General features: G+C 64.7%; 17 protein-coding genes. 9 read left to right on the forward strand and 8 right to left on the reverse strand.

Translation table 11 applies throughout. From position 1 onward, the window contains the following. Positions 1–33 precede the first annotated feature (33 nt). The 4 genes from K6L26_RS21190 to K6L26_RS21205 are packed head-to-tail and all read right to left on the reverse strand — an operon-like array spanning position 34 to position 7,523. Positions 34–2,103, reverse strand: coding sequence for an FAD-dependent oxidoreductase (locus K6L26_RS21190; protein WP_221851461.1), 2,070 nt, complete (start codon positions 2,101–2,103; stop codon positions 34–36). Continuing rightward, positions 2,100–5,303 carry an ATP-binding protein gene (locus tag K6L26_RS21195; protein ID WP_221851463.1) on the reverse strand — a complete coding sequence of 1,068 codons (3,204 nt, stop codon included), beginning with the start codon at positions 5,301–5,303 and terminating at the stop codon, positions 2,100–2,102. The genes K6L26_RS21190 and K6L26_RS21195 overlap by 4 nt, the downstream gene beginning before the upstream one ends. Next, the gene (locus K6L26_RS21200; protein ID WP_221851465.1) at positions 5,300–6,022 is read right to left on the reverse strand and encodes a hypothetical protein; all 723 of its coding nucleotides are present in this window, start codon (positions 6,020–6,022) and stop codon (positions 5,300–5,302) included. The genes K6L26_RS21195 and K6L26_RS21200 overlap by 4 nt, the downstream gene beginning before the upstream one ends. Beyond that, positions 6,015–7,523, reverse strand: coding sequence for a hypothetical protein (locus K6L26_RS21205; protein WP_221851466.1), 1,509 nt, complete (start codon positions 7,521–7,523; stop codon positions 6,015–6,017). Before K6L26_RS21205 ends, K6L26_RS21200 begins: the two co-directional genes overlap by 8 nt. A gap of 80 nt (positions 7,524–7,603) precedes the next feature. On the opposite strand from K6L26_RS21205, the gene K6L26_RS21210 reads away from it, so the two are divergent. The 4 genes from K6L26_RS21210 to K6L26_RS21225 all read left to right on the forward strand — a co-directional run bounded on the left by K6L26_RS21210 (position 7,604) and on the right by K6L26_RS21225 (position 12,279). Next, the gene (locus tag K6L26_RS21210) at positions 7,604–8,293 is read left to right on the forward strand and encodes a hypothetical protein (protein ID WP_221851468.1); all 690 of its coding nucleotides are present in this window, start codon (positions 7,604–7,606) and stop codon (positions 8,291–8,293) included. Continuing rightward, on the forward strand, positions 8,290–9,342 hold the full coding sequence (locus K6L26_RS21215; RefSeq protein WP_064894353.1) for a polyprenyl synthetase family protein: 1,053 nt from the start codon (positions 8,290–8,292) through the stop codon (positions 9,340–9,342). The genes K6L26_RS21210 and K6L26_RS21215 overlap by 4 nt, the downstream gene beginning before the upstream one ends. A 79-nt stretch (positions 9,343–9,421) precedes the next feature. Then, positions 9,422–11,629: an LpqN/LpqT family lipoprotein gene (locus K6L26_RS21220; protein WP_221851470.1), complete on the forward strand. Its 2,208-nt coding sequence runs from the start codon at positions 9,422–9,424 to the stop codon at positions 11,627–11,629. A gap of 77 nt (positions 11,630–11,706) precedes the next feature. Continuing rightward, a complete protein-coding gene (locus K6L26_RS21225; RefSeq protein WP_221851472.1) occupies positions 11,707–12,279 on the forward strand; it encodes a hypothetical protein in 573 nt (190 codons plus the stop codon). Between the two features lie 35 nt (positions 12,280–12,314). Here K6L26_RS21225 and nrdF read toward each other — a convergent pair whose 3' ends face one another. From nrdF to K6L26_RS21240, 3 genes are all read right to left on the reverse strand, one after another. Beyond that, positions 12,315–13,277 carry a class 1b ribonucleoside-diphosphate reductase subunit beta gene (gene nrdF, locus K6L26_RS21230; RefSeq protein WP_019348212.1) on the reverse strand — a complete coding sequence of 321 codons (963 nt, stop codon included), beginning with the start codon at positions 13,275–13,277 and terminating at the stop codon, positions 12,315–12,317. A gap of 75 nt (positions 13,278–13,352) precedes the next feature. Next, the gene (locus K6L26_RS21235; RefSeq protein ID WP_019348211.1) at positions 13,353–14,894 is read right to left on the reverse strand and encodes a flavin-containing monooxygenase; all 1,542 of its coding nucleotides are present in this window, start codon (positions 14,892–14,894) and stop codon (positions 13,353–13,355) included. A gap of 79 nt (positions 14,895–14,973) precedes the next feature. Next, positions 14,974–15,714: a TetR/AcrR family transcriptional regulator gene (locus tag K6L26_RS21240; protein ID WP_043370517.1), complete on the reverse strand. Its 741-nt coding sequence runs from the start codon at positions 15,712–15,714 to the stop codon at positions 14,974–14,976. 151 nt (positions 15,715–15,865) lie between these two features. On the opposite strand from K6L26_RS21240, the gene K6L26_RS21245 reads away from it, so the two are divergent. The 5 genes from K6L26_RS21245 to K6L26_RS21265 all read left to right on the forward strand — a co-directional run bounded on the left by K6L26_RS21245 (position 15,866) and on the right by K6L26_RS21265 (position 21,196). Continuing rightward, positions 15,866–17,044 (forward strand): NAD(P)/FAD-dependent oxidoreductase, encoded by a 1,179-nt coding sequence (locus K6L26_RS21245; RefSeq protein ID WP_019348209.1) that lies wholly within the window; start codon positions 15,866–15,868, stop codon positions 17,042–17,044. A 127-nt stretch (positions 17,045–17,171) separates the two neighbouring features. Next, entirely contained in the window at positions 17,172–17,819 is a 648-nt protein-coding gene (locus K6L26_RS21250) for a TetR/AcrR family transcriptional regulator (RefSeq protein ID WP_076216279.1), read from the forward strand. A gap of 417 nt (positions 17,820–18,236) precedes the next feature. Next, complete coding sequence (locus tag K6L26_RS21255; RefSeq protein ID WP_221851474.1) at positions 18,237–18,794, forward strand: nuclear transport factor 2 family protein; 558 nt, start codon at positions 18,237–18,239, stop codon at positions 18,792–18,794. A gap of 6 nt (positions 18,795–18,800) precedes the next feature. Then, the gene (locus K6L26_RS21260; protein ID WP_221851475.1) at positions 18,801–19,595 is read left to right on the forward strand and encodes an SDR family oxidoreductase; all 795 of its coding nucleotides are present in this window, start codon (positions 18,801–18,803) and stop codon (positions 19,593–19,595) included. Then, positions 19,592–21,196: a GMC family oxidoreductase gene (locus K6L26_RS21265; protein WP_221851476.1), complete on the forward strand. Its 1,605-nt coding sequence runs from the start codon at positions 19,592–19,594 to the stop codon at positions 21,194–21,196. Before K6L26_RS21260 ends, K6L26_RS21265 begins: the two co-directional genes overlap by 4 nt. Before the next feature lie 52 nt (positions 21,197–21,248). On the opposite strand, the gene K6L26_RS21270 is transcribed toward K6L26_RS21265, so the two are convergent. Beyond that, complete coding sequence (locus K6L26_RS21270) at positions 21,249–22,436, reverse strand: cytochrome P450 (RefSeq protein ID WP_221851478.1); 1,188 nt, start codon at positions 22,434–22,436, stop codon at positions 21,249–21,251. Positions 22,437–22,489: the final 53 nt, after the last annotated feature.

Consider the following 22,489-nt stretch of genomic DNA (forward strand, 5'->3'; position numbering starts at 1 on the left):
TGGAGGGAAGCTGAATTTTCGAGTCAGTGCGGCTCATCGCAGGTAAAAGCCGCGGATGCGGTGATAGCGCCCGTGACCGAGCAACGCATTGGCTGCCTCGAGGCCCGACATCACCGCGGCCTCGATACAGCCGGCGTTCAAGCCGCAGTCCGTCCAGTCCCCGGCCAGGATCAGATTGTCGTAGCCGCTCTCGTCCGGGCGCAGCCGGTATTTGTCGCTGCCCGGCACAGATTGCACGTAACGGTCGGACGGGTCGATGTTCACGCTCACGTGCTGGGTGGCCATGGCCGCAACGCCTTGTCGACCATCGTTGCCGCACAACAGCTCCCATTTGAAGCCCTGTTCGGAGACGGCGTTCGGGAAGTAGAGCCCGAGGTATCGGTCGACGTAATCGGCGGCGTCACGGTGGACGAGGTCTCGATATCTGCGGACGTAGTCGGGGTGATCGCCGTTGACGGGCCACGGCGCGCGCAGGCTGCCGCAGAAATAGGCAACGGTCCCGGGTCGGTCGGGGTCGAGCCAGTTCTCGGCCCACAGTGTCTGCGGCATCGAGGCCCACGTTTCGAACGGCCGGGCATATGCGGTGATCGTGGCGCCGGGCTTCGACCAGCCCAACGCGTGTTCGTCCGGGCGCAGCCACAGCTGGAACGCCTGTGTGGCGACGGTCCTGAGGTTGGCTGTCATCTCACGCCATTCCGGGCGGTCCTCGATGAGCTCTGCGGCGACGACCGGGATCATCCCGACGGACACCGCCAGGACGATGTGATCGAAATCCTTGCCGCGCTGCAGAACCACTGTCTCGACGTCGTCACGGGCGGCGAAATGCGATTCAAGGGTGCGCATCCCCGACCGCGCCTGGATCTGATCGCCGCGCGGCGCGCTGGGGAACACCGCCAGGCCCCGGACGTCGACCAAAGGGTCGTAGTGGCCGACCCCGTCGGCAAGCCGCACCTGACGACCGAGGGTGATCGCGTCAATCGCCACGCCTAGGTCGTCGACATGCAATGAATCGAGACGGTGGAAGAACTCGAATTTCACGCCACGTCTGCGCAGCGCCTGATAGAGCGGCGCCATCACGACGTCCCCCATCCCGGCCGTCATCTTCCAGAAGATCGCCCCCTTGTATCCGAACAGGACGAATCCGATCAGGAAGACCATCACCCCGGCGCCGACTGCAGGCCGGCGAGGATCACCATGGTCGTACCCGAATACCAGGTCGTAAAGACCACGCACGAAAGCAGATTCGAGTACATCGGGGTGGCCGCCATGACGCAGCACCCAGTCACCGAACTCCTCGTCGTTGAGGGCTCTGAATCCGTTCGGGTGGGTGATGAGATTGTCGGCGACCACACCGCGGACCGCTGCGACGACGAGCGAGATCAGCAGCCAGCTACGCCGGTGGTCGGGGCGTTCCTCGTAGTCGATGGCCGCGCGGACCGCATCCACCGCCTGTTCGATGGCCTTGCCAGGCGGACCGGCGCGTACCTGCGGGTCGGCGATGGCCAGCAGAGCCGCGAGGATTCCCCGCTGCACCGCGCCGACCACCGGCGGCGGCGCGGCCGGTGCCTGCTCGGCCGTGGCCGTCAGTTGGAGATCCGCCGGAGCCGCGTCCCGGAGCGAGTCGGCGAACGCGACGACCAACTGCACCGCCCGCTGCACGAACTCCACCGCGGTGATCTCTTGACCGGTGCCACCGGGTTCACCCGGTGTCATCGCGTTGCGCGGGTGCGTGCCCAGCCAGGTCAGCCACCCGGTACCCCACTGTTCGGCCAAGCCCGGATTGTCCGCGGGAACGATGGCCTCCTGCCAGGTCCGGATCGGTGACGACGGATCCGTTGCAGGCCTGTCCAGTTCGGCGTAGCACTCACGGAGCAAGGCGAAGGCGTTTTCGTACGATCCGAGCCAGACGTGCAGTCCGTGCTCCTCGATGCGATCGTTCACGCCGCGGCTCGACGCCCCTTTGCCGCCCAATCGCCAGCCCCGTTGATAGACGGTGATGGATTCGAACCGATCGCGCCAGCCGGGCTCGCTCAGCCGCCAGGCCGTACTCAGACCGGCCATGCCGCCGCCCAGGATGGCGACTTTCCCGCCCGGGCGCCTCACCCGAGCATCGTCCTGGCTCGAATCACGTCGGGCCAGGAACAATCGGCCGGGAAGCGGTGCAGGGCCTCGGTGAGCGCCTGCCGCGCCGGCTCCCTGAACAGTTCGAAACAGTCGGTGGCGGAACGTAGTTCGAACACCCGCGCGTCCTGGCTGCGACCCAGCGCCATGGCCGCCTCCAATGCGGCGCGCCGGGGACCTCGGCCGTCGGTGGTGAATGCGGCCAGCCTGGTCAGCTCGGCGTCATAGAAGCTCATCCGTGTCTGGCGGGCCAGCTCCAAACCGGTCTGCAGTCTGGCCCGCGCCTCATCGAATCGTCCTGCCGCGATGAGCAATCGGGCCAGCAGCGCGTCATAGAACGTGATGAGGGCGATCACACCGACCGCACGCCAGGTGTCGACGAACCCGGTCAGCAGCTCGATGTGCGGGGCAAGGTCGGCGCCGTCGGCGGCGTTGCCGGCCAGTGCGGCGAGCGCATGCACCGTCGCATGCTGCGCCGCCCCGGTGAGTTCCCACGAGTCGAAGCCGTGCTGCTCTCCGATCGTGCCGAGTTCGACGGCCGCTTGCGCCGCCCGGTCGAGATCACCGGACTCTATCCGGATCAGGACCTCGATCTGGCGGGTGTAGGCCAGGCTGAAAGCCCCCTTGGGGAAGGGCAATTCGGCGCAGCGTCGTTCGGCATTGCCCAGCTCGGCCTCGACACCGGCCACGTCACCGTCCAGGCAGCGGCTCAACGCGAGGTGGGCATACAAGCCTGCGGTCGGATCGTTCGGCATGAACAGCATCGCGTCGAGGGCGCGTGCTCCTTCCTCGGTCAGCGTGCGTGCCGCGGTGTCCATCTTGGTCCGGGCATAGGCGAACTCGCCGCGAAACCAGGCCAGCATCCCGAAAGCGAAATCGTTGACCGGCAGGAATATCCGGCGCGGCCCGACCAAGCTGCCCCTGATGGATTCGACCAGTCGTTGCGCCCGTTCGAGATCTGCCCGCATGGTGTAGTACGGGTAGAGCGACATCACTGTCGACAGCAGTTCGTCGTCTTGAAGGTCACTGCTGCACAGGTGGAGACAACGCTCGAAGTCGGCAGCGGCATTGGGGCTGAACACACCCTCGGCCGCCTGGGCGAGAAATGCGCGTCCCAGGCGCAGATTCACCTCAAGGTGGTCACGGTCCGGGCCGGGCGGCGACTTCTCGACGTGTGTCACCGCATGGGTCAGGTAGCTCAAGGCCTCTCGGAGGGCACCGCGCTGGCGAGCGTTGGCTGAGGCCTGGGCATAGCTGGCAGCGGCCTCGGTGTAGCGCTCGGCCCGCTCGTAGTGGCGCGCGATCAACGGCCAGTCCGGATTGCCGGCCGCCGCCGCGGCGGCCAGCGTGTCGGCGATCCGGCTGTGAAGTTCGCGTCGCAGGCTGGGCGGCGACAGTTCGGCGGCCACCTCACGTAACAGTTCGTGGTGGAAGCGCCAGCTGTTCTGGTCGAGCGGCTCAAGCACGCGGCTCTGCACCAGCTCGCCGACGATGTGTTCCACTTCCTGTTCGTCGAGGTCCACTACGGCCGACAGCAGGCTGCGTTCCACCCGACTGCCGATGATGGCGGCGGCCTCGGCCACCCTGATCGCGTTGCTACTCGACTTGAGTCGCGCATACAACGCCTCGTAGAGCGTGTCCGGCACTCCGCCGGCACTCGACGTGTCCGATGGTTGTGTTCGGAGCTTTGCCACCACTTCTTCGATGTACAACGGCACGCCGTCGCACCGCCGGCGCACGACATGCCGCTGATCGGGCGTCGCATCAGGGTGAAGTGCGCCGATCAATTCGTCGGTTTCGCTGTCGCTCAACGGCTTCAGGTCGAGCACCTCGGTGAGCGCGCTCGCCGGCACGGCCTGTTCGCGGCTTGTCATGACGATCAGCACGTGGCCGTCGAGATCGGCGGCGAGGAGCGATTGGATCACCTCGGTGGTGTCCTCGTCGAACCAGTGCATGTCCTCGACGACCACGAGTGCGGGGGTGTCGCGCACACATGCCAGCAGGTAGTCACGAACGGCGCCGCAGATCCGTCCCGAGAGCTTGCGGCCTTCGGCTGAGGCCGGCTGATACCCGACCTGCGGATCGATCCCGAGCAGAGGTGCCAGCAACGGCAGGACGGTGGCCGGGTCCAAGGCACGCTGTTCGATCTCGGACCGTAGTAGTTGCAGGCGTTCTGCGGGCTCGGAGGTCCGGTCGATGCCGCAGCGGCGCTCGAGCAGGCGCCGGATCGGCCGCAGGCCGACGTCGGTGTGGAACGGGGATCCGATCAACTGCAGGACGGTCCCGTGCGACTGTGCGGCCAGTTCGGCGGCCGACCATGCCAACCGGCTCTTACCGATGCCGGCCTCCCCCTGAATGGCCACACCCGGGGTACGCAGCGTCCCGGCTGTGGCATCGGCCCACCGTCGTTGCAGGTGCGCGTATTCCCGCTCTCGTCCGACCAGCGGGCTGAGCGCCGCGCGGGTCATGTCGCGTTCGGCGATCACCTGATAGTGGCGGACCGGATCTTCGACACCCTTGACGTGCCTGGGTAGCTGGGCGCGCAGTTCGAAGACTCCGCGGACCAGCGGTTCGACGGCCGCGGATATCGCCACCGTGCCGGGGTCGGCGAGGCTGCACATCCGGGCGGCGAGATTCGCCGCGAATCCGTAGACGTCGTCCTGCGCGGTGTCGAGATAGACGATGCCTCGATGTATCCCGACTCTGACGTCGATTTCGACTCCGAAGCGACGCCGCACCCGCGTGCTCAACTCGGCGATGACCCGGGTGATGTCGAGCGCGGCCTGCACGGCCCGGTACACGTCGTCCTCGTGGGCGTGGGGGTGGCCGAATGAGGCCAGCAGTCCGTCGCCTTTGGTCGAACCGACGTGACCCTCGTATCGGTCGACGATCCGCAGCACGTCGTCGCGGTAACGTCCGACGATGGTTCGATAGGTCTCTGGATCGATCCGGTTGGACAACGCGGTGGAGTCGACCAGATCTGCGAAAAGGATTGTCAGGCGTCTGATCTCACCGTATTCGGCGGGCGCGGCCAGAAGGTCCTCGGCGTCGGTGTTGTTGCGGTCGACAGCCAGCACCTGGCCGGCGAGCAGCTTGGCCGTCGCCCGGTCCCCCTCCGAGGCGGCAAGCAACGCCCGATCGAGCAGCTGGTCGACGCCGGAGGGCCCGTCACTGTGGCTCACAGCGCGAACAAGACCTCTACCGTGTCGTCGAGCGCGTTGGTGTCCAGCGTTGGCGCAGTCACCTCGCCGATATAGACACCGCTGCACAGGCCTGCCGAGTTCGCGAACAATCTGAACGAGGTCACGTTGGCGGGCAGCACGCTGTTGGCCAGGTCGAACCCGACGTGTTTCCGGATGTCCTCCTTGGGCACGGCCTTACGAGCCATGTTGGTGACGGCCAACTTTCGGTCATATGGTTTGGGCGCGATCGCGATGTCGTCGGAGTACAGAACCGGGTCACTGTATGCCCCGGGGCCGGCCGCGATCGTCTGCGCGATCTCGGCGGTGCGGAGCATGCCGATCCGGACCACCTTCACCGCCGACTTGACCAGTTCGTCCCGGTCCACCTTCGCCGGATTCTTGTCGACCAGATTCGCTGTCTCGGTGGCGACTTCGGTCGCTTCCAGCAGGCCGCGCCGGATCACGGTGGTGATGTGATCGGCCAGCAGCAGCACCCGAGGGTCCGGCGGGGATTGGAGTGGAAGCCGCGCGATGTCGGCGGCACCCTTGATCGCGATCTTGGTGAGGTCGGACAGGGACTTTATGGCCTCTTGGGTTCCGAAGGTCGACGGCTCGGCGTTGATCTTCGCGTAGGCCTCGTTCGCCACCTGGGCGGCGCCGTCAATCGTGTCGTTGATCTCTTTGGCGTACTTGGCGGCGATCAGTTCAGGGTCATCCATTGCCGGCTCCCTCCTTCGGAGGCTTGACGTTTCGCTCCGCGGTGTCGTACACGTCGAGCGCCCACGTCGCCAGATCGGCGCCGATCTGGTGGGTGATGATTTCTACGTCGTGCCTGACCAGGCCGTCCATCCAGCGGCTGACCGCACCTCCGATGTTGCTGGTCACCTTCTCGACCAGACTCTTGGCCAGGTCCCTGGTGTCGTCTACGGTGTCGGGAAAGTTGATCGGCAAGGTGGGCGGGACGTCCGGCGGGACCGTGGGTGGTCCCTGGTCCACCGCCCCGGCCATGGCGGCCTGGTTCGGCCAGCCTTTGAGTGTCCTGCCGACAGGCATCGGCAACGTGCCGTCGATTGCTTTGTGGGCGGCCCCGGCCAGCATCTCCTTGCCGTTGTCCGACCAGCCGAGAAGGCAGCCCAGCGCCGCGGTAGCCGTCGGGCTGAGTCCGTTGACGCGCTCTTCCTTGCTGGTGCGGATCCGGACGCCTTTCCCGTCCGGACCCTTGCGGGTCGGGGTGACCCACAGGTAACCGTTGTCGATCTCCACGATGCCCGCGGACCGATCCTCGCCGGTGCGGTTGGTGTCCAGCTTGTAGTTGATGATGATGCCCTTGCCGTTGCCCTCGTCGTCCTCGCGTTCGTCGAACGAGAAGCACAAGGCGGTCTGCAGCAGATACTCGTCGGGCTCGGCGGAGATCGACTCGACGATGCGGAACCATCCGTCGGCTGTCAGTGGTTGCTGTTGTTCGGTCATCTTGTGAAAGAAGGTGGGACAGCACAGATCCCAATTGAGCGGGTGGATGATCTTCTTGATGTCGTCCACCGTCAGGTTCAAGTCCTCGGAATCGGTGTACAGCGTGCTGCAGTACTGTCCCCCGGAATCTTCGAGGGTGCCGAAGCACGGTTTCGAGCGTTCGGCGAACTCGAGGCTGATCTGCTCGCCGGTGACCCGCATGAAAGAGTCCCGGTCGACCATCTCGTCGAACCGCATCGCGAACGCGTCGACTTTGTCGTCCGGGGTGAGAATTCCCTTTTCTTTCTCCACCGGCCAGGGGTCGAGGATTCCCGGCAGGATTTGCATCAACCGCTCGTCGCGCGGAATTTGTTGCGTAGTGAAAGAATTCTTGACGGAGCGAATCTTTTCCATCACAAGAACTGCGTAGGCAGCCCTGGCCAGTGCGGGATGTCGATCCTCATCGAAGAGTTCGAAGGAACGCGCGGAACGGGTCCGCATCGGTTTCATTCCACCCAGAGCCGCCGTCGCTTCGTCAAAGGTGGGAAACCGAAACAGCTCCCTACTGGGATCGGGAAGTCGGACACTGCCCAGGAAGCTTTCCAACTCGCGATACCAGCCGCGCTGGCCCAGCCCCGTGCTGTTCGGCAGAAAATTCTCAATTGTGGCCAGCACGGCGTCATTCATCGGGCCAGGATTTTTGTCCGCGTCAATAGCTTCCTGGTCGATCTGGCCGAACAGGGCCAGCGAATAACCACGTATATTCGGCATGACAGCCGCCTTCCGCGATGTGCGGCCTTAGCATACCGTCGTGCAGGTCAATTACTTGAGAAAATTGCCGGGTGCCACGGGTGGCTGAGCGGGTACTGGGGGACGACAGTACGGTCACTGATCTCCCGTGGGCGGCGGTGTTCGATCCCGCCGCCAATGTCCGGGCGCTCGGTGCGGTGCAGTCACAGGGCCTACGTGCCGCCACCGAACTCGTCGATCGGTTTGTGAAGTTGGCCGGCGCCGACGGCTCGAATGGTGCGGACCGCGACGGTGATGGGACCGCATCGGCGAACCCCTCGGGCGAGTCTCCGTCGGCCACACCGGATGTCGACCGTGTGGTGGCGACATGGGAAGCGCTGATGCGACGACTGGCCGCTACGGTGACGGCTGCCGGACCAGGGGCCGCGGGCACCGGCACGTTGGATCTGAATGCCTCAGGTGCCACGGCAGCCGTCCAGATCGAGATCCAGGGCACCGGTCCCGCCTGCGCAGAGGTCTGGCTACACAACGGCGGAGCGACCGATCACGGTGACGTCGTTCTACGCTGCAGCGATCTGCTGACTCACACCGGCGATGTGATCACCGCCGACGCCGTACAGTTCGACCCCCAGCCGGTGCCGATGCCCGCGCGGAGCAGTCGCGGTGTCCTCGCGACGGTGCAGCTCGACGCCGATGTCACGCCCGGGGTCTATCGCGGAACGATCCTGGTCACCGGCCATCCGGACCTGTGGCTTCCGTTGGTGCTGACCATGCAACGCATCGACCGATGACCGGACTCACCGACCGCGCAGCCCTCGTCTCCAACGTCGAAGGCCGGCTTCGCGAGGTCGGACGCGCCGTACGCCGCACAATGCTGGACGCGATGCCCGACGGCGAACCGGTGCAGTGGTTGTACGGTCCGATGCGTGAATACCCCTCCCGTCCCGGGAAGGCACTTCGTCCCGCGCTGTGCCTGTCGGCGGGTCGGGCGTTCGGGGCCAGTTCCGAGGAACTCCTCGGGATCGCAGTGGCAATCGAATTGCTGCACAACGCTTTTCTCGTTCACGACGACGTGGCCGACGGAAGCGAGATGCGCCGGGGCAGGCCGACCCTCTCGGCGACCTACGGGGTGGCGGCGGCACTGAACGCGGGTGACGGCCTGGCGATCGTTGCCGGACAGGTGCTGCGGCGGGCAACTCGGCGCCTCGACCGCGACCTCGCGGACCTGGTGTGGAGCGAGTTCGACACGATGGCCCTGCGCACCCTCGAAGGTCAGGCGACTGAAGTCGGATGGCAGCTCGACAATGTCGAAAACCTGGGTCCAGACGACTATCTGCACCTGATCATGCATAAAACCTGTTGGTACACAACGATTCACCCGCTTCGGGTAGGAGCGATCATCGGTTCCGGCGGAACCGTCGACCTCGGCCCGCTGGTACGGTTCGGGTTCCATTTCGGTGCGGCATTCCAGATTCGGGACGATCTGCTGAATCTTGTCGGGGAGGAACGCACCTACGGCAAAGAGATCCTCGGCGACATCTACGAAGGCAAGCGGACCCTTCCCTTGATGCATCTCTTGAGCGTCGCGGACGACAAGGACAAGGCGCTCGTTCACCATTACCTGCGACAGACCCGGTCCGAACGGACGCCCGACCTGGTGCGGTCGGTGCGCACGTTGATGGATGACTACGGCAGTATCGATTTCACCAAGGAGTACGCCGAGGGCATCCTGATGGTGGCCGAGGAGTACTTCGAGCAAGCGTTCACCGCAGCCCAGCCCGGCCCCGACCTCGACTTCCTGCGGTCACTGGTGCCCTACGTGTGGGCTCGGTGGCGCTGACCGCAAGGTGTTGCCCGGCCACCGCGGGGACGTCGGCGCGATCGCAGGGCCGACAGGAGTAGTCGACTACTCGTTCGCGATGCCCGTTCGGCAGGCACACTTCACCCATGTCCGGGAATCCTGCGCCCCTGCCCGCGACGCAGTACTCCCGGGCTCGATGAGCACCGAGGTCTCGGGAGGTGGCATGCGGCAACTTTTCATCTCGTATGCCCGCGAGAACCGGCCCGACGTCGAGGCGCTGGTCCACGACCTGCACTCACTGGGTTACGACACGTGGCTGGACACCTCTCTGCGGGGCGGCCAGACGTGGTGGCACGAGATCCTGCAGCGCATCGCCGATTCCGATGTGTTCGTAGCCATCATCTCGGGCAACACCTTGCGGTCGGTGGCGTGTAAGCGGGAGCTGGAATGGGCATTGGCACTCAACAAGCCAGTGCTACCTCTGGCGGTGGAGCAGCTGCCAGACGCGCTTCCCCGCACTCTCTCGATGCGCCAGATCGTCGACTATTCGCAGTCTTGCCGAGAAGCCGCGTTGGCGTTGGCCGGCGCGCTCTGGACACTGCCACCCGCACCGCCGCCGCCCGAACAACTGCCGGAGCCTCCAGCCGCCCCCTTGTCATACTTGTCGGATCTGGTGGATCAAGTGGGCCAGACGGAGCCGCTCACTCAACACCAGCAGCATCAGATTCTGATCCAGCTGGAGCCCGCACTGCGCTCATCGGACACCGAGGAGCGCCGCGGCGGACGCTACGTGCTGGAGATGTTCAGTAGGCGTGGCGATCTGTACGCCGACGTCGACCGAACCGTGGGCCACATGCTCGAGACCGCCCGCGAAACACGCGAACAGCCCGCCACCGTCGGCACCGACGAACCCGCGTCCACGCCGCCGGAGGCCGCTGTCGCAGCGCGCGGAAACCTGCTGGCCGACGCGCAATGGGCCGATGCGCTGAGCGCCTTCTTCGCAAAGCGTTGGGCCGAAGCCGTACAACGATTCGAGGCGCTGCAGGCCTGCTATCCAGACGAGGGACGGGTCGAAACACGCCTGAAAGAAGCCCGCCGGCAATGGGATATCGACATCTGGGCAGGTGCGGCCGATGCCGCCGCCGCCGACGGTGATTGGGACGCCGAGGTGGCCGCACTGGAGAATCTGACCAAGATCGATCCGGACCGCACCGACATCGGTGCTCGACTGGAATACGCACGCACGGCCCAGCGCCACAAGACGTTGGTGGACGAGATCGGGGCCCTCCATCAGGCCGGTGAATGGCATGCCGTGGTAGCTGCAGCGCATGAGTTGGAGCGCATCGCGCCGCACGATGCCGACCCGAACGGCATCGTCTCTGATGCCAGGGCCAAGATCCGTGACGCCGAACTCGCCGATCGCTATGCGCAGGCACTCAATCACCTGGACCAAGGGCAGTGGCAGCAGGCGGCCGACATGCTGGCCGCGATCGATCGGGAACAGCCGGGCTATCGGGATGCCGCCCCGCTGCTCGGCGCTGCGCGGCAAAGACTGCGCGAGAGAACAGAAGTCGATCGCTCGGCAACTCCATCACCGCTGGGTGCCACACCTCCGGCGGTACCGGGACCGGTCGGTCCTGAGGCTCGAGCGGCCGGCCGCCGGCTTGTTGTCGGCGCAGTGGTCGGCGTCGCACTGGTAGCCGGCCTGGTCACCATCGCTGTGGCCCAAAGCTCGAAGCCGTCGCAGACGCCGACCACGTCGACGTCCGTGGCAACCACATCCGCTCCCCCGGTATCGGTGCAACGGTCGGGGCCCAACGAGACGATCGCCGACTATGTCGAGAACAACAACATCCACATGACGACAATTACCCCCGGCACTCCGGGCACGCCGACGTTCGATTTTCCAGTTCCGGACGGTTGGACGCGCATTCGAGAGAACGACCCCGACCAGTACTTCGGCATCTTCTTCAACACACCTGCCGACCTCGGCGACCCGCCGAAGATCACCGCAACCGTCAAGAAGCTGACCGGCAACGTCGACCCGAACAAGCTCCTGGACATCGCATCCGGCGAGGTGAAGAACCTGACGGGCTACAACGGCTCGGACAAGAGGAGCATGCTGAGTGGATACCCCTCCTCACAGCTCGGCGGGTCGTACGCCAAGAACGGCGTCACCCGAATGATCGCCCAGAACACCGTGGTCACCGACAAGAAGGACGGCGTGTACGTAGTGCAGATCCTTGCCGAAGGGGCGGCGGCCGACACCGATGCGTTGAAGGCAGCGACAGGTGTGATCGTGCAGAAGACGACGATCACACCGTGATACGGGTCGGGATGTGATGGGATTTGGGGTAGTCGAGTACCCGTGACCGGTGATCGCGGGCTTCGCATACTTTCGACATGTCGCAGTTATCGAAATTCGCCCACCGGCGCGAGGGCACTATCCTCGCCGGCGCCGCGCTGGTTGCCGAGTTCGGCATCTTCGTGTCGGTCGCCGGCCAGCCCGCCACAACGACCGACACGGACACGTCAGCGAACTTCTCGCTGATCGCCACCGATTGGTGGGAACCGCCTCCGCCTCCACCTCCAGCGGCCGCACCGCCACCCCCGCAACCGGTCGCAGCAGCGCCCGCACCCCGCCCCGCGGCAACCCAGGTGTGGGAACCTCCAGAGGTCGTCGTCCCACCTCCGCCGCCGCCACCACCGCCACCGCAACTGCGGTTGAGAGCCGACGGCGGTGTGCTGGTTGTGTCGATGACCAACAACGCGAACAACCCCCCGGTGGGTTGCACATATCGGTCCGTACCGACGTCAGGTGCCGCCACCATCGTCACCGTGCCGGACGTGCATCTGACCGTCACTGGCTCGGAAGAGACGATGAGCCCGCCCCAGGGACCGGCGACGGGCTCAACCTTCCACATCACCGTCACATGCGACAACGGCCTGTCGTCCAGCATGGACGCGGTGTACTGAGCGTCGCCGTCGTCGGCACAGCTGACCGCAGAACCTCAGAAGTCCCAGTCTTCGTCTTCGGTGACGACGGCCTTGCCGATCACGTACGACGAACCCGAGCCCGAGAAGAAGTCGTGGTTCTCGTCGGCGTTCGGCGAGAGCGCAGACAGGATCGCCGGGTTCACGTCGGTCTCGTCCTTGGGGAACAGCGCCTCGTAGCCGAGATTCATCAGCGCCTTGTTGGCGTTGTAACGCAGGAACTTCTTGACGTCCTCGGTCAGGCCGACCTCGTCGTAGAGATCCTGGGTGTATTCGACCTCGTTGTCGTAGAGCTCGAAGAGCAGCTCGTAGGTGTAATCCTTGAGCTCCGTGCGCTTTTCCTCGTCGACCAGGGCCAGCCCGCGCTGGTACTTGTAGCCGATGTAGTAGCCGTGCACGGCCTCGTCGCGGATGATCAACCGGATCATGTCGGCGGTGTTGGTGAGCTTGGCCCGGCTGCTCCAGTACATCGGCAGGTAGAAGCCCGAGTAGAACAGGAAGCTCTCCAGCAGCGTGGAGGCCACCTTGCGCTTGAGCGGCTCGTCGCCCTTGTAGTACTGCATGACGATCTCGGCCTTGCGCTGCAGGTTGGGGTTCTCCTCCGACCAGCGGAACGCGTCGTCGATCTCGGCCGTCGAGCACAGCGTCGAGAAGATGTTGGAGTAGCTGCGGGCATGCACCGACTCCATGAAGGCGATGTTGGTGTAGACAGCTTCCTCGTGCGGGGTCAGCGCATCGGGGATCAGGCTGACCGCGCCGACGGTGCCCTGGATGGTGTCGAGCAGCGTCAGGCCGGTGAACACCCGCATGGTGAGCTGCTTCTCGTGCGCGCTCAGCGTGCCCCACGACGGGATGTCGTTGGACACCGGCACCTTCTCCGGCAACCAGAAATTGCCGGTGAGCCGATCCCAGACCTCGGCGTCCTTCTCATCCTGGAGACGGTTCCAGTTGATCGCTGAGACACGGTCGATCAGCTTCATGCCTTCGCTCACCAGAACCCCATTTCACCAGGTTGTTTTGTTTGCCGGACAGCACCCACGACACTACCCCTGGGGCTAAGCCCCGGCGGGGACCCCAGCATCTAGTGTTTTCGTGTCGCGTCCGGCGTGGATGAAGTCGAACTCCGCGGGGTCCAGCTTGCGCGTTGCCAGCCAGTACTGCCAGGTCATACCGCTCCACAGGGTGCGGTTGACGCCGTGGGCGTCCATGTACCAGCTCCGGCAACCTCCGGTGTTGAACACCGTGTGCGCCAGGTCGTGCTGCAATTCGCTGTTGAACTCCGCCTGAGCTCGCGGGCTGGGCGACAGAGCCTGGGCACCGGCCTTGTCTACGGCGGCGATGGCCTGCCCCACGTAGCGGATCTGCTGCTCGATCATGAACACCACCGAGTTGTGGCCCAGCGCCGTGTTGGGCCCCAGCAGGAAGAACAGATTCGGCATACCCGACACGGCGATGCCGCGGTGCGCGGCCATCCCCTCGCGGTTCCAGCGATCGATCAGATCCTCACCGCCGGCACCCTTGATGTCGACATAGGTGTAGGAGTCGGTGACATGGAAGCCGGTGGCGAACACCACCACGTCGGCGGGATGCTCGACGCCGTCGGCCGTGACGATGCCGGTCGGCGTCATGCGGCTGATGGACTCCGTGATCACCTGTGTCTTGGGGTTGGCGATCCCGCGATAGTAGGTGTCGGAGTTGAGGATTCGTTTACACCCGGCGCGGTAGTTCGGGGTGAGCTTGCGACGCAGCTCGGGGTCCTTGATGCTGCGGTTGATGTTGTAGCGACCCATCGCCTCGCCGATCTTGAGCAGCCACGGCTGCTGGGTCATGGCGAATCCGACGCCCTCGTGGATCCAGTAGATGGCCGCACGCATCGCCGCGCGGGTGCCGGGCACATAGCTGAACACGCGCCGAATCCATTGCGGGAACTTGTTGTTCACCCGCGGCATGACCCACGGCGGGGTGCGCTGGTAGAGATGCAGTTCGGCGACGTCCTTGACGATCTCGGGCACGATCTGAATAGCGCTGGCACCGGTGCCGATCACGGCGACCCGTTTGCCGGTGAGGTCGACGCTGTGGTCCCACTGCGCGGAATGGAAAGCCGCGCCGGCAAATTCTTCGCGCCCCTCGATGTCGGGGATCTGCGGGATGTGCAGGCCGCCGGCGCCCGAGACCAGGAACTGGGCGATGAACTCTTGGCCCGTGTCGCTGAACACGTGCCAGCGCAGCTCCTGGTCGTCCCAGTGCGCGCGATCGACGTGGGTGTTGAAGCGGGTGTTGCGGCGCAGCCCGTACTTGGACGCCACGCCCAGCAGGTAGTCCTGGATCTCGGGCTGGAAGGACCACATGTGGCTCCAGTCCGCCTTCGGCTCGAAGGAGAACGAGTACATGTGTGACGGGATGTCGCAGGCGCAACCCGGGTAGGTGTTGTCGCGCCAGGTGCCGCCGAACTCGTCAGCCTTCTCGAGGATGAGGAAATCTACGCCGCGTCGTTGCAGCTCGATCGCCATCCCCATCCCCGAGAACCCGCTGCCGATGATCAGGGCGCGGGTGTGGATTGGTTGCTGACCCTGCGGTGAGGGTTGGGCAGCCGTCATAGCTCAGGTCCTTTTCTGGGAACGGCGGTACCGGATACTCCCAGTCTCCGGACCTGGGACCCGACTGTCAACGAGTCGGTTAGCTGGCGTGCTGACGCCGCTGGACGCCCTCGTGCAGCGGCAGGTCTGGGTCGATCCAGATGCCGAGCAGTTCACAGGTGCCGTTGATGGAGCCGACCATGATCGTGGTCAGGTGGTTGACGAATTCCTCGGCCGGCATGCGGCGCGGGCTGTCCTCGTCGGTGCCCAGCCACCAATCCGTGGCCGACGCGCATGCACCGAAGGTGGCGAATGCGGCCAACTCGATCGCGGCGCCGTCGAGCTCCATCTCGCGCAGTTCGTTGGAGAACATGTCGGCCATCGCCAGGGTGATGCCGCGGCCTTCGTTGAGTGCGCGCATCGTTGATTCGCTCTGTTCGGCGAACCGGCCCTGGATCAGGAACCGCAACACGTTGGGGTGTTCGTCGACCAGCAGCACGTACTGTTCGACGCTGCGACGAATGACTTCCCGGGCCGGGTCGGCGCCGAGGTTGATGGCCGGGTAGATCGCCGACCACAGCATGTCGCGCAGCCGCTCACCGATCGCCTGGAAGAGATCGGATTTGTCGGCGAAGTGCCGGTAGATCTTGGGTTTGGCCGTGCCTGCCTCTTCGGCGATCTCCCGCAGGCTGACCTCGGGCCCCAACCTGTCGATCGCACGGAATGAGGCGTCGACGATTTCCGAGCGCACCTTCTTACGGTGCTCACGCCAGCGCTCGCTGCGGGCATCAACCTTGACACCCGCGCCTGCGCTGGAATGTGATCTCGACGTTCGCCGCACGCGATCACTGTACCCGCCCTGATAGCGCTGACCTGCCCAGACCGCCGGTCAACACGCGGTTTTGCCGTTTGACCCGGGCGTTCGCCCGTCGAGCCGCCGACACCTTGCTTGGGTACTATCGCAGCGATAGTCAACTGATGAGACGAGGCTCATGACGCAGCGATACGACCTGGTCATAGCAGGTGGCGGCCCTTCCGGGTCAGCCGCGGCGTGGCAGGCCGCTCAGACCGGCGCCAAGGTGTTGGTCCTGGACAAGGCGGAGTTCCCCCGCGACAAGCCATGCGGTGACGGGCTCACCGCCCGCGCGGTGAGCTATCTGCAGAAGATGGGACTGGCCGACGAGGTCTCCAAGTTCCACCGGATCAACAAGGTGATCGTGTACAGCCCCAGCGAGTGGGAGCTGTCTTTTCCGCGTCGTCCCGGAATGCCCGACCACGGCCATACCGTCAGCCGCACCGAACTGGACACTCTGCTGCTCAAACATGCCGAGTCCGCCGGCGCCGAGGTGCGCCAGGGCGCCGAAGTCGCCGGCCCCGAGTTCGATGCCAACGGTCGGGTGGTCGGCGTGGTACTGAAGAGCGGTGAGAAGGTGTTCGGCGACGCGGTGATCGCCGCCGACGGCGCCTACTCCCCCATCAAGCGCGCGCTGAAGATCGACTCGGAGTACAACGGCTACTCGGCCATCGCGATCCGATCCGAGATGCACGCCAACCGCCCTGACTCCGACAGCTTCGAGATCTACCTCAAGCTGCTGTTCCAGGGCGACCAACTGCCGGGCTACGGCTGGGTCTTCCCCATGGGTGGCGGCCGGTTCAACATCGGCCTGGGCTACGTCAACAGCTACAAGAACTGGCAGTCCATCAATGCCACCCAGTTCCTCGGCGACTTCCTGCGGACCCTTCCGCGCGAATGGGAGCTGCCCCCGATCGAGGAACTCAAGAAGAACAAGAGCGTGCGGGCCTGGCGATTGCCGATGGGCTTCACGGCCTGGCCGCCATGGCGTCCCGGCGTGCTGTTCGTCGGTGACTCGCTGGGTGCGGGCAAGCCGGTGTCCGGTGCGGGTATCTCCAAGGCGCTCGAATCCGGTTTGACCGCAGGCGAATGCGCAATCGCAGCGCTCAACAACGGCGGGCCCGACGACTTCACCAACTACGAGCAGCGGATGCAGGCGACCTGGGGGCGGGAGTACCGTCGCGGCCGCTTCTTCCACAAGCTCGCCGGCATCCCCGGCGTCGCCGGCGCCGGCCTGAAGGCCTTGGACAACCACACGTTCCGGGACCTGCTGCTGAAGTCGCTCTACAAGAAGGCGCAGAGCCCGCAACACACGTAGCTCAGGTCACGACATCGGCTCAGGCGTGGGGTTTGTCGTGCGGATTTGGCCGAAATCCGCGCACAGACCCCACGCTTTCGTTTGGTCGAGTGCCAGAATGTCGAGAACCGAGCGAGCGAGGGAGACCATGGCAGCATCTGGCCGACGCGTGGGTGCCGAGACATCGAAAACACGGGACGCGCTGTTGGATTGCGTCGAAACGATGATGCTCGAAGAGGGGTATGCCAGCGTCACCTACCGTGCGTTGGCCACAAAAGCCGGGGTGACCCCCAGCCTGGTTCAGTACTACTTCCCAGTTCTGGACGACATCTTCATCGCCGCCATCTCCCGCTACTCGCAACGAAACATCGAGTACCTGAACAAGATTCTGGCCAAACGGACCGAAGATCCGCTTCGTGCGCTGTGGGAGTACAACTGGGACGAGGCCACCGGGGCGCTCATGACCGAGTTCATGGCTCTCGGCAACCACCGGAAAACCATCCAGGCCGAGATCGCCTCGGTAACCGAACACGCACGCAAGATCCAGTTGGACGCATTGACGGCGAAGTTCGGCAAGGATGCCCGCCCCTTCGGCAACCTATCCCTACCAGCACTTCAGTTGCTGATCTCGAGCCTGCCCAAATTCCTCAATCTCGAAAAAGGCATCGGCGTACAGACCGCCCATGCCGAGCTCACCAAAGTTCTCGAAGACTATCTGGACACGGTCGAACCGCGCCCGACACGGACCAAGCGTGCCGCTTCAGGCAAGCGCCGGACGCCGAAGAGCGGCAGCTGAAACACCGAGTCACCCAGGCGCATCGCAGATGCTGCACACCCGTATAGGCCGTACGACGGTATAGCGCTGACTGCCGCTCGCCTACGAAGAGTTCACGGAGAAGCCTCGCTCTCCGCGATCGCTGATGCGGTCAGACAGACACGCAGTTGATATTCGGTCCCGAAAACGAGCCATTCAGAGCAGAGTTCGTCGCCGCTTTGGATGAGCATCCGCCCACTCCGTGATCCCCTTCGGTTGCCCTCAACCCCGAAGTTCGGCAACCACCGTGCACACCAACGCTTTCCGAATTTGGCGCTGCCCGTTTGAGCGTGAACCGGCCGTGGGAAATCGGTCCCTCAACCGCCTGTCCCGCACACTCGGTGTGTGCTATACATTCGTACAACATATCGACCATGTCCCGAAAGGCCCGCATCACCGATGACGAATACCGATAACCTCGAGCAACTCCGCCGCCGGGTGCAATACCTGGAGGATCGAACCGCGATCTTGGACTGCGTGATGAATCAGTCCCGCGGTCACGATCGCCACGATGCCGAACTGATGGGCAGTGTGTACTTCGAGGACGGCATCGACGAGCACGGTCCGACCGTCAAGACCGGTCCGGAATACGGTGAATGGGCCAACGCCGCCCACACCGCCGTGTTCGAGGATCACCTGCACAACATCACCACTCACACCTGCGAGGTCGACGGTGACGTCGCCCATGCCGAGAGCTACGTCATCGGTGCCATGCGCGCCAAGGGCGGCAAGGTCGTGTCCCTGATGGGCGGCCGCTACATCGACCGCCTGGAACGCCGCGACGGAGTCTGGAAGATCGCGCTACGCCGGTGCACCATCGAATGGATGATGAACGGCGACTCCTCGCTGCTCAATTCCGGCGCTGTGGCCGGGTTCATCAAGGGCACCTGGGACAAGACCGACGCGTCGTATCACCGGCCGCTTTCCATGGACGGCGCACCGGTCAATCGCTGGTAACTCGTCATGGGACTCAACGGCAGAGTCGCGCTGGTAACCGGCGGCGCGTCGGGCATCGGCCGGGCGTCGGCACAGCGGTTCGCTGCCGAAGGGATGCGGGTCTGTGTGGTGGACATCGACGGCGGGGCGGCTCGGCAGGTCGCCCAATCGATCGATGGACTGGGTTTCTCCTGCGACGTATCCGACCCCGCTCAGGTGAAGGCGGCCTTCGCGCGCTGCGCCGAGGAACTCGGAGGGTTGGACCTGGCACTCCTCAACGCAGGCATCACGATTCACTGGTCCGGTGACATCGGATTCCTCGATTTGGGCCAGTACCGCAGATCGGTCGGTGTGAACCTGGACGGGGTGGTCTACGGCGCGGTTGCTGCCGTCAAGACCATGCGCGCACTCGAAAGCTCCGCCGAGCGGGCCATCCTGGCGACGGCCTCCCTGGCCGGGCTCATGCCCTGGCATCCCGATCCCGTCTACAGCCTCGGTAAGCACGGGGTGGTCGGGTTCATGCGGTCCATCGCCCCCAACCTCGCGCCCGAGGGCATCGCAGTGCACACCATCTGTCCGGGGATCACCGAAACCGGGGTGCTGGGAGACCGGCGCAAACTGGTCGAAAGCATCGGGGTGCCGGTGATGGAACCCGAGACCGTCGCCGACGCCGTACTCACCGCGGCGACGGCACCGCCGGGAACGACCGGAACGTGCTGGGTTGCCCAGCACGGAAAGCCGCCCTGGCCCATGGCTTTCAGCGAAGTCACCGGCGACGACCTCCGCTTGAACGCACCGGTGACACCGAGGACGAAGATATGAACAGCTACGACTACATCATCGCCGGTGCCGGTTCGGCCGGCTGCGTACTCGCCAACAGGCTGTCCGCGGATCCCGCCGTGTCGGTTCTGCTGATCGAGGCCGGCGGCGGCGACCGCAGCCCGATGTTCAGCATCCCGAAGGGTTCGGGTTTGGTGTTCGAGAACGAGAAATACACCTGGCAGTACAAGACCATTCCGTTCGGGCCCAGCGCGCATGTCGAGACCTGGATGCGCGGCAAGCTGCTCGGCGGATCAAGCTCGGTCAACGGGATGATCTACAACCGCGGCCACCGGGCTGACTACGACGAGCTGGAACGGTTGGGCAACCCCGGCTGGGGCTGGGACCACATCCTGCCGATTTTCAAGTCCTTCGAGGACAACGAATTCGGCCCGTCACCGTCCCGCGGCACCGATGGCCCATTGCACATCTCGGTTCCCCGTGATCCCGACCCGCTGTGCCAGGAGATGCTCGCCGCGGGAGTGAAAGCGGGCTTGACGGAAGTACAGGACATCAACGAATCCGACGAACCGCGGATCGGCTACGCCACCTCGACCATCAAGAACGGACGCCGGGTCAGCGCCTCGCGAGCCTTTCTCAAGCCGGCGATGTCCCGGCCCAACCTCACCGTGCTGACCAATACCACGGTCGACCGCATCCTGTTCGATGCGGGCCGAGCGGTCGGAGTCCTGACCCGAAACCGCCGTGGCAGTACCGACATCCGGGCAGGCCGCGAGGTGATCGTCTCGTTGGGCAGTCTCAACAGCCCGAAGCTGCTACAGCTGTCCGGCATCGGACCCAAGGAAGTCTTGACCGCCGCCGGTATCCAGGTCTACCTGGATCGCGAACGCGTGGGGCATGGTTTACGTGAGCATCGTTGTGCCGCAATGCGGTTCCGGCTCAACGATGACCTCGGCTACAACCGGCAGCTGTCGGGAAACCTGGCTCAGGCGAAAACCGGCGTCAAGTACCTCGCTACCCGCAAGGGACCGCTGGCCGCACCATCGTTCGACCTCATCGCCTTCGTCAAGTCCCGGCCGGAGGCCGAGCGGGTCGATGCCCAGTTGATGCTCGGGCCTTGGACGATCCCGCCGTACAACACCGGACAACCGGTCGTGATCGAACGTGCGGCCGGCGCCTCCTGCCTGGGTATGGCGCTGCGTCCCACGTCCGAGGGACGTTGTGAGATCACCGCATCTGATCCCGACGCACCAGTGCTCATCGATCCCAACTACCTCGGGACCGAGGAGGATCGGCAGACGACGGCCAATCTGTTGCGCACCATGCGGGAGATCTTCGGCCAAGAACCCATCGTCGACCGGATCGAGGGCGAAACATACCCGGGGTCTGCAGCGATAAGTGACGACGAGCTCGTCGATGCCGCCCTCGACGGCGGTTACAGCGGATACCACGCGATCGGCACCTGCGCGATGGGACCGCACGAGGATGCTGTTGTGGACAGCCGTCTGCGGGTGCGCGGTGTGGACGGGCTGCGTGTCGTCGACTGCTCGGTGATGCCGAGCATGGTGGCCGGCAACCTCAACGGACCGATGATGGCGATGGCCTGGCGCGCTGCCGACTTCATCCTGGAAGATCTGTCTTGACAACGGAATCGGCGCCGGTCCACCCATGGGGGTGGGTCCGGCGCCGATTCGGTCAGCCGACGATAGCCGGCATAGTGTCCCAGCCGCGCACTGTGGAGGTCCGCGACCGGCGCGCCCCGGACATGTCGACCTCCCACGTCGGCCACCGCTTGAGCACTTCTTCCAGCGCCACGCGACCCTCCAATCGGGCCAGCGGCGATCCGACGCAGAAGTGCGCACCGCGGCCGAATGTCAGGTGACCGCCTGGCTTGCGGTGGATGTCGAATCGGTCCGGCTCGTCGAAGTGGCGCTCGTCCCGGTTGGCCGAAGCCAACATCAGCAGCAACGGGCTACCCGCGGGCACCACCTGATCCTGAAACTCCACATCGTCGGTTGCGACGTAGCGCGCCACGTGCGGCCCCGGCGGCTCATAGCGCAGCAATTCCTCGATCGCCGTCGGGATCAAGCCGTGGTTCTCAGCCAGTTCCTTTCTCTGGTCGGGATGTTCGGCCAGCACCTTGCCCATCCATCCGAAAAGTCGACCGGTGGTCTCCACACCCGCTCCGGCCACCACCGCAAGAAAGACGATGAGTTCTTGTTTGGCCAACTTACGGGTGGTGCCGGTCTCGTCCTCGAACTCCACGTTGAGCAGCTCTGTGATCAGATCGTCGGAAGGATTCTTCTCGCGCCATTCGACGTACTCGCCGAACATGTCCCCGGTGAAGTACCGGTCCTTTTCGATCCGCATCGGCTGACCCGGTTCGTTGCGAAGCACCTGGTTGGCGTGCTCACGCACCGCGGGTTGCTCGGCATCCGGGATACCGGCGAGCATACCGATCGTCCGCATGGGAAGCTCGGCGCCGAGGTCTTCGACGAAGTCGAAGACCTCGGCGCCGACGAGCGGATCCAGGCACGCCACGCAGAATGCCCGGATCTTGTCTTCGATCGCGCGCATCTTCTTGGGCGTGAAGGCCCGCGACACGATCGCCCGGTGGATGGTGTGCAATGGCGGATCCTCGTTGATGAAGATCCCCGGCGGCATCACCGGATCCGTCATGACGACTTCGAGAATGTCGCCCTTGGCCGAACTCAGTCGTGCGGTGTCCTTCAGTGCCGCATCGACGTCGCTGTAACGGCTTATGCCCCAGAAGCCGTGGCGCTGGTTGTAGTACACCGGGGCCTCGTCCCGCAACCGGCGATAGGTCGGATAGGGATCCAGGTCGATGTCCACATCCCATGGGTCGTAATAGAGGTCGCTCACAGTCGTTCTCCTCCCGAGAAGTCTGCACGAGTGTAGGACATGTGCCATACGCT

The sequence above is a fragment of the Mycobacterium farcinogenes genome (genome assembly GCF_019739075.1).
In the GTDB taxonomy this organism is placed as follows: domain Bacteria; phylum Actinomycetota; class Actinomycetes; order Mycobacteriales; family Mycobacteriaceae; genus Mycobacterium; species Mycobacterium senegalense.

Bases quoted from the DNA above. Each gene is read 5' to 3' on its own strand.
- K6L26_RS21200 (WP_221851465.1), bottom strand. From the start codon at position 6,022: ATGGATGACCCTGAACTGATCGCCGCCAAGTACGCCAAAGAGATCAAC.
- K6L26_RS21205 (WP_221851466.1), bottom strand. From the start codon at position 7,523: ATGCCGAATATACGTGGTTATTCGCTGGCCCTGTTCGGCCAGATCGAC.
- K6L26_RS21215 (WP_064894353.1), top strand. From the start codon at position 8,290: ATGACCGGACTCACCGACCGCGCAGCCCTCGTCTCCAACGTCGAAGGC.
- K6L26_RS21220 (WP_221851470.1), top strand. From the start codon at position 9,422: ATGCCCGTTCGGCAGGCACACTTCACCCATGTCCGGGAATCCTGCGCC.
- K6L26_RS21225 (WP_221851472.1), top strand. From the start codon at position 11,707: ATGTCGCAGTTATCGAAATTCGCCCACCGGCGCGAGGGCACTATCCTC.
- nrdF (WP_019348212.1), bottom strand. From the start codon at position 13,277: ATGAAGCTGATCGACCGTGTCTCAGCGATCAACTGGAACCGTCTCCAG.
- K6L26_RS21235 (WP_019348211.1), bottom strand. From the start codon at position 14,894: ATGACGGCTGCCCAACCCTCACCGCAGGGTCAGCAACCAATCCACACC.
- K6L26_RS21245 (WP_019348209.1), top strand. From the start codon at position 15,866: ATGACGCAGCGATACGACCTGGTCATAGCAGGTGGCGGCCCTTCCGGG.
- K6L26_RS21250 (WP_076216279.1), top strand. From the start codon at position 17,172: ATGGCAGCATCTGGCCGACGCGTGGGTGCCGAGACATCGAAAACACGG.
- K6L26_RS21255 (WP_221851474.1), top strand. From the start codon at position 18,237: ATGACGAATACCGATAACCTCGAGCAACTCCGCCGCCGGGTGCAATAC.
- K6L26_RS21260 (WP_221851475.1), top strand. From the start codon at position 18,801: ATGGGACTCAACGGCAGAGTCGCGCTGGTAACCGGCGGCGCGTCGGGC.
- K6L26_RS21265 (WP_221851476.1), top strand. From the start codon at position 19,592: ATGAACAGCTACGACTACATCATCGCCGGTGCCGGTTCGGCCGGCTGC.